Origin of the sequence: Nonomuraea antri (assembly GCF_013283785.1) — a bacterium.
GTDB lineage: Bacteria > Actinomycetota > Actinomycetes > Streptosporangiales > Streptosporangiaceae > Nonomuraea > Nonomuraea antri.
Map to the genome: position 1 here is coordinate 1 of NZ_JABCPZ010000362.1, position 6,842 is coordinate 6,842.

Below are 6,842 nucleotides of genomic sequence, written 5' to 3' on the forward strand. Positions count from 1 at the left end.
TTAAGAGACAGGTACTCGGCGACCGCCTGCTCGTACGCGCGCCGCAGCTTGTCCGCCTCCGCCTGCGGGTTGTGGAACCAGTTGGTCGACCACAACCGCTGGAAGTTCCACCCCAGCCGTTCCAGGTGCTCCTTGCGCAGCCGGTCACGGTCGCGCACGCTGCGCGAGTCCCGGTACGACGCGCCGTCGGCCTCGATCGCGAGCACCATCCGGTCGGGGTCGCGGGGGTGGGCGGCGGCGAAGTCGACGCGGAAGCCGCCCACGCCGTACTGCGGCACCACGGTGATCCCGAACCCGGCCAGCCGGTCCCGGACGTCGGACTCGAACGGGTTGAGCCGCGTCCCGCCCGAGGCGTCGGCCGGGGTGCCGCCGGAGCCCGCGTACTCCAGGTAGTCGGCCAGCAGCCTGGCCCCGGCCTTGGTGACCCTGGCCGGGTCGACGTCCTGGCTGGAGAACGAGCTGACCAGGGTGAGCCGGTGCTTGGCGCGGGTGGCGGCCACGTTCAGCCGCCGCTCGCCGCCGTCGCGCAGCAGCGGCCCCCACTGGTAGCGCATGCGCCCGTCGGGGTGCTTGCCGTAGCCGATGGTCAGGATGATCGCGTCGCGTTCGTCGCCCTGCACGCGTTCGAGGTTCTTGACGAAGAACGGCTCGGGCACGTCCTCGGCGAAGAACTCCTCCAGCCCCGGGTTCTCGGCCAGCGCCTCGCGCAGGGCCTGGTCGATCCGTTCCGCGTGGCGCAGGCCGAGCGCGATCACGCCCAGCGACTCGCCAGGACGGGCGCGGGCGTGGTCGAGCACCAGCTCCACCACCTTGTCCACCTCGCCCGGCGCCGACGCCTCCTGCCCCGCGCCCGGCGACTGCGCGACCACCACGTGCCGCAGGCAGTCGCCCCGCGACACGCCGGGGAACGTGGTGAGCGCGCCACCGTAGATCCGGGCGTTGGAGAAGGCCACCAGCCGCTCGTCCCTGCTGCGGTAGTGCCAGGTCAGCGGACGCGACGGCAGCAGCGGCCGGAGCGCGTCGAGCACCGACTCGAACCCGGCGCCGAACGACACCACCCCCGACGCCGGCGGGCCGTCCTCGTCCTCGGCGTCCTCCGGCCCGTCGCCGACCTGGCGGAAGAAGTTCGTCGGCGGCAGTTGCCTGTCGTCCCCGGCCACCACGATCTGGTGCGCCCGCATGATGGACGGCACCGCGTCGGCGGGCACGATCTGGCTGGCCTCGTCGAAGATCACCACGTCGAACAGCCGGGTCGCGGGCAGCACCTGGCTGACGATCAGCGGTGACATGGCCCAGCACGGCTTGAGCGCGAACAGCACGTCGCCGGTCTGGTCGAGCAGCCTGCGCAGCGGCAGGTGGCCCCGGCGCAGCGCGGCCTGCTTGCGTATCACCCTGGCCTGCAGCGGGTGCCGGTCCTCGGCGTCGCGCAGCCGCAGCGCCCAGGCCCGCCGGACGCGGGCCCGGTTGGCGGCCAGGTGCTGGACGTCGCGTTCCCGGAAGTCGCCGGCGATCTCGTCGAGCGCGTCGCCGGGGTGTGCGCCGTAGCGGGGGTCGCGGACCCGGATGTGGTCGAGGATCGCGGAGTACCAGGCGTGGTCGAACGCGGCCACGGCCAGTTCCGGTCCGGCCTGCTCGCGAGCCAGGTGGTCGAGGAGCTCGCCGAGTCCCAGTGCGTCGAATCCCATGCCCAGCTCGTACAGTCTGGGCAGTTTCCACGCGGTGTCGCGGTCGTCGCAGAGCGCGGCGAGCACCTGCTCCGGGTCTTCGGGGACGCCGACGTAGGCGCGCAGCGAGGCGAGCCGCGTCTCGCACTCGGCCTGCAGCCGCAGCAGGTCGGGCAGGTCCGACGGCGGCCACGGCGGCTGCTCCCGCGCCTCGGCGCGCACCGACTCCCACGCGGCCAGTTGCCCGGCGGCGGCGGTGAGCGCGGCGTGCAGTTCGGCGCGTTCCGGCTTGTCGGCGCCGAGCCAGAGCGAGCGGGCCCGCTTGCGCAGCGCGTGCCGTTCGCGCAGGCCCAGCGGGCGCATGAGCTCGGCGCCGCCGCCGGTCGCGGCGGCCAGCGCGGCCGGGTCGGAGGCGAACACGCGCGGCGACAGCCGCTTCATCGTCTCGGCCACCCCGGCGAACAGCCGCAGCCGCGCCACCCGTTCCAGATGCCCGTCGGGTGCCTTCAGCCCGCGCCCCTCGCAGGCCCGCTCGACCCGGTAGGCGAGCATGGGCAGCAGGTGGGAGTGCAGCCTGCAGGCCAGATCGGCGGCCTGCCTGGCCTGCTCGGGCGTCCGCAGCGCGGCGCCGTACCAGGGGGTGGAGCCCGGACGCAGCGCGAAGCCGCCGAGGTGGGCGAAGTCGCGCAGGTCGTCCCTGACGCGGTCGGCGGTCCTGGCGTCGAGCCGGTCCGCCTGGCCGAGCCGTACCGGCGTGCGTGCCCCCTCGGGGATGCCGAGCAGGGCGGACTGGATCTGGAAGGCCGACAGCCCCCACGGCGCGTGCGCCTCGTGCAGCCCGGCCACGTGCCTGCTCAGCCGCCGCTGCCGGTCCACGAGCCGCCGGTCCAGCTCCTGCTCGGGCCCGTCGGTGACGGCCTGCGCCAGGTCGAGCGTGTCGCCGAGGTCGCGGGCGATGCGCAGCCTGTCGCGGGTGCCCTCGTGGATGTCCAGGACGAGGTCGCCCAGGTCGGCGCCCTTCAACCGGGACAACACGGCGTCGATGGCGGCCCGCTTCTCCGCCACGAACAACACCTTCCTACCTCTGGCGACGAGCGCGGCGACGAGGTTGGCGATGGTCTGGCTCTTGCCGGTGCCCGGCGGGCCGTGGACGACCAGGCTGCGTCCCGACAGGACGGCGGCGATGGCGCTGCGCTGGGAGGAGTCGGCGTCCAGCACGGAGTAGTCGTCCTGCGGGGAGTCGAGCGGGTCGGCGGGACGGTCGCCCTCGCTGGGGCCGCCGCTCTCGCTGCGGTCGCTCGACAGCAGTTCCTGCGCCTCCACGTCGCCCGCGATGGCGGCGACCACGTCGCTGTCGGCGAGCAGTTCGCCGGCCGCCTGCATGTCCCTGACCATGGGCAGCTTGGCGTAGGTGAACGTGCCGATCACCCTCCGGTCGAGGATGTCGAACCCGGGGACCTCGGCGGCGGACGCGAGCGCGCGCAGCTCGTCGTGGTCGCCGGTGGCGCGTTCGGTGTCCGCGCCGTAGACGGTGGCCAGCTTGTGCAGCAGGACCGGGTTGACCTCGCTCTCGTCGTCCAGCGTGAGCACGAAATCGTCGTGCCTGGCCCGGGTGGGGGTGATGGTCAGCCGGCGCAGCATGACGGGCGCGGCGGGTTCGAGGAACAGCTCGTCCCAGCGGGCCAGGCCGGTGGCCAGGTAGCCGGCCCTGATGCCGCGTTCTTCGAGCAGTTCGCGTGCTTTGCGGTGGATGGCCTGGACGCGTCTGATCGCGTCGGCCCTGACGTCGACGTCGGCGAACAGCCGGGTCAGTCTGACCCGTCCGGTGCGCAGAAAGCGATCGAGCGCCTCGGGGTCGGCCGCGGCCAGGTCGAGTGTGCCTGCCCGGCGGTCCTTGTAGTAGAGCAGCGTGTTGCGCCCGCCCAGGTCGGTGAGCGCCGATATCCAGTTGGCCTGGGCCGCCTCGATCAGTTCGGCCCTACGGCTTTCCCATGGCTCTGCCATGAAGAACTCCCCTTCCCTGACCCGCGCTTTACAGTCGCGAACCGGCCGCCCGTACAGTCTTTTCATGAGCAATCTCGAGCTGAACCCGCTGGAGATCCACGCCGCCGCGGACGGGGGCGCGGACGCCGGCGCGGACGGGGGCGGCCGCGAGCTGCTGGAGGCTCGCGAGGTGCCGCTGGGCGGGCCGCGCGCGATGATGGTCCGCCGGGTGCTGCCCGGCGCGCGGCGGCGGATGATCGGCGCCTGGTGCTTCATCGACGCCTACGGTCCCGAGGTGGCCGCGATGCGCGTCCCGCCGCACCCGCACACGGGATTGCAGACGGTGAGCTGGCTGGTCGCGGGCGAGGTGCTGCACCTCGACAGCCTGGGCAGCCGGCAGGAGGTACGCCCCGGGCAGCTCAACCTGATGACGGCCGGCCGCGGCATCTCCCACTCGGAGGAGTCGCGGCGCGAGCTGCTGCACGGGGTGCAGCTGTGGGTGGCGCTGCCGGAGGAGCACCGGCGGGTCGCGCCGGCGTTCGAGCACCACGCCCTGCTGCCCACGCTGTCGGGCCCCGGCTTCACGGCGACCGTGATCATGGGCTCGCTGGCCGGCACGACCTCGCCGGCGACGGCGTTCACCCCGCTGGTGAGCGCCGAGATCGCCGTCGACGGCACCGCCGAACTACCCCTGGAGCGCGGCTTCGAGCACGGCGTGCTCCTGCTGGACGGCGACGTCGACCTGCTCGCACCCGGCCCGCTGCTGTACCTGCCGCCCGGCCAGGACTCGCTGCGGCTGTCAGGCCGGGGCCGGGTGCTGCTCATCGGCGGCGAGCCGTTCGACGAGGAGATCGTCATGTGGTGGAACTTCGTCGGACGCGGCCACGACGAGATCGCTGCGTTCCGCGCGGAGTGGGAGTCCGGCGACGGCTTCGGCCACGTCGAGGGCTTCGCCGGCCCCCCGCTCCCGGCCCCGGCCCTGCCGGGCATCCGACTCAAACCACGCGGCCGGCTCAGGTGAGCCGGTGGACCTGAAGCTCCTCGGCCCCGCACGCGTTTCGGCCCCTCCGGCGTAGACAGGCCCCGAATTCCGTCGAGGAAGGTTGTGCGAGTTGCAGAGTTTCCTGGAACAACTCCCCGCACTCATCGGTGTCCTGCTGGGCGCGATCGGGGCGTACAGCGTCACGGCTCTCACCGAACGCAAAAGGTGGAAACGCCAGCTCGCCACCAGATGGGACGAGCGGCGCGTGATGGCTTACATGGAATACGCACACGCCATCAAGAAGACCATCTCCATCTGCCTCAAACTGGCGTCCCAGCGCGACATGGGCGTCGAGCTGAAATTCCTGGCTCCGGAATACTCCGATTCCGACCTGGCCGCGGCGGAGGAGGATCGGACCGTGAGCTGGGAAGCCGTGCTGCTCTTCGGCAGCGACGAAGCCATCGCGGCCGGCCGGAAGTGGCACGAGTCCGTTTTCCGGCTGGAACTGATCGCCGGCGGGCAGGAGGCGGATCTGCCGTTGAACCTCGCGATAGAGGCGACGAGCCGTGCCCGCGGGGAGTTCTACCGGGTCGTCAAGCGTGAGATCGGCATGCGGGAAACGGGCGCGCCCGGGACCTACGACTGGCAGCTCAACAATTTCCTGGGCAAACTCTCCGGCCCTTCACCGACCGAGAGCCTCCCCACCCGTGAGGCCAAGCCCGAACTGGGCCGTCCGAGTGGCGACGCGTGACACCGTCGGCGATGGCGTACCGAACGCAGTTCAGCAGTTCCCGGGCAAGGAGGTCAGTAGACCGAGATGTGCGGGTGGTCGTAGTGGTTGGCGGTGGTGCCGCCGCGGTCCGTCATCGTGCGCCAGGCGCCCGTCCGGACGTGCCAGATGCGCTGGCGGTAGATCACGTACATGATGCCGAGCCGCTTCGCGTTCTTGATCGCCCAGTTGGAGATCTCCCAGCCGCGCTCGATCTCCGCCGCCGTCGGCATCGCGCCGCCGCGGCTCAGCATGAAGTCGCAGGCGCGGCCGAGCGGGTGCTCGCCGCCGTCCTGGATGGCGCGGTAGCACCCGATCCCGTACGGCACGTCGAAGCGTTCCCCGATGAGGGACTTGACCAGCCGCATGCGTGAGGTGATGTTGTCGGGGCCGCTGGGCAGTTGCGGGACGAACGTGCCGTCGGGACGCAGGCCGGGAGCCTTGTAGAGCAGGTCGATCCTGTCCTTGATCTTCTCGATCAGCTTCTCGGCCTTCTTCTTGCGCTTGTCCAGTTCCTTCACCGTGGCGGCGAGTTCGGTGGCGCGGGCGGCGGCCTCGTCCATGGCCTGCTGGTGGGTGTCTCTGACCTGGGCGTACCCGCTGAGCCTGGACTCCTGCAGCTTGACGAGGTGGCCGGACAGGGCCATCCGCCTGAGCAGGGCGGCCGGGTCGGCGGCGGCGGTGATCGCGGCGACCTGGTTGGGTTCGCCGCCCTTGTACTGGGCCACGGCCATCGCCCGGAGTTCGGTCGACTCGCGGTCGAAGACCTCCTGGGCGGCCGCCAGCTTCTCCTTGGCCGCCTTCTCCGCCCGTTCCGCCTTCTGCTGGGCGATGCGGCTGCTGTAGTAGTCGGCGATGAGCTTGTCCGACTCCTTCTGCATCGCCGCCAGTTCCTTCTTGAGCTGCTTCACCGTGGGCTTGGGGTCGGCCGTGGCGAGCGCCGGCAGCAGGGCGGGTGTCAGCAGGGTGGCCGACAGGAGCGCGGCCGTCGTCGTGCGTCCGGTGGGGTGGAATCGCAGGAGGTGGCGCCGCCGGCCGGCGGGGGACCCATCCGCCACGCTACTCCTTCTCCCGAGCTGCAGGGCAGGTTCCGGCCAGGAGGTATTCAGGCTCGGGGACGCCCTCTATTCGAAGGCTGATAGTAGGGGATCCGGCGCTTCCTTACGTAACTCACGGGTTTTCTTTGCCGCGCGGACGGCGGGTCCTGCGGACGACCAGATGCCGTCCGAGCAGCACCGATCCCGGCACGGCCAGCGCGCCGAGCAAGCTGGAGCCCAGCCCGATCCCGAGGTCGAGGTCGAGGTCGAGCAGGCCGTCGCCGTCGCCGCCGAGCAGCGGGAGATCGGCCGACACCGAGACCGAGATCGACACGAGCGGGCCCCTGCCCGGGTTCGGCGGCGCGGTGGTGGGCGCCTGCGTGGGCGGCCGGGTCGTGGCGGGGGGC

General features: G+C 71.9%; 5 protein-coding genes. 2 read left to right on the forward strand and 3 right to left on the reverse strand.

What is annotated here, in order from left to right; all coding sequences use genetic code 11:
* A partial coding sequence (locus HII36_RS52120; RefSeq protein ID WP_173530841.1) for an AAA domain-containing protein occupies positions 1–3,668 on the reverse strand: 3,668 nt, incomplete at its 3' end.
* A 64-nt stretch (positions 3,669–3,732) separates the two neighbouring features.
* On the opposite strand from HII36_RS52120, the gene HII36_RS52125 reads away from it, so the two are divergent.
* Both HII36_RS52125 and HII36_RS52130 read left to right on the forward strand, forming a co-directional pair.
* Positions 3,733–4,668: a pirin family protein gene (locus HII36_RS52125; protein ID WP_173530842.1), complete on the forward strand. Its 936-nt coding sequence runs from the start codon at positions 3,733–3,735 to the stop codon at positions 4,666–4,668.
* Positions 4,669–4,759: 91 nt separating this feature from the next.
* The gene (locus HII36_RS52130) at positions 4,760–5,380 is read left to right on the forward strand and encodes a hypothetical protein (RefSeq protein WP_173530843.1); all 621 of its coding nucleotides are present in this window, start codon (positions 4,760–4,762) and stop codon (positions 5,378–5,380) included.
* 53 nt (positions 5,381–5,433) lie between these two features.
* Here HII36_RS52130 and HII36_RS52135 read toward each other — a convergent pair whose 3' ends face one another.
* Together HII36_RS52135 and HII36_RS52140 are read right to left on the reverse strand one after the other, a co-directional pair.
* Complete coding sequence (locus HII36_RS52135) at positions 5,434–6,456, reverse strand: coiled-coil domain-containing protein (protein WP_328808281.1); 1,023 nt, start codon at positions 6,454–6,456, stop codon at positions 5,434–5,436.
* A gap of 112 nt (positions 6,457–6,568) precedes the next feature.
* The coding region (locus HII36_RS52140) for a hypothetical protein (protein WP_173530844.1) at positions 6,569–6,842 on the reverse strand (274 nt) is incomplete at its 5' end.

Coding starts and splice junctions, on each gene's coding strand:
- HII36_RS52125 (WP_173530842.1), top strand. CDS start 3,733: ATGAGCAATCTCGAGCTGAACCCGCTGGAGATCCACGCCGCCGCGGAC.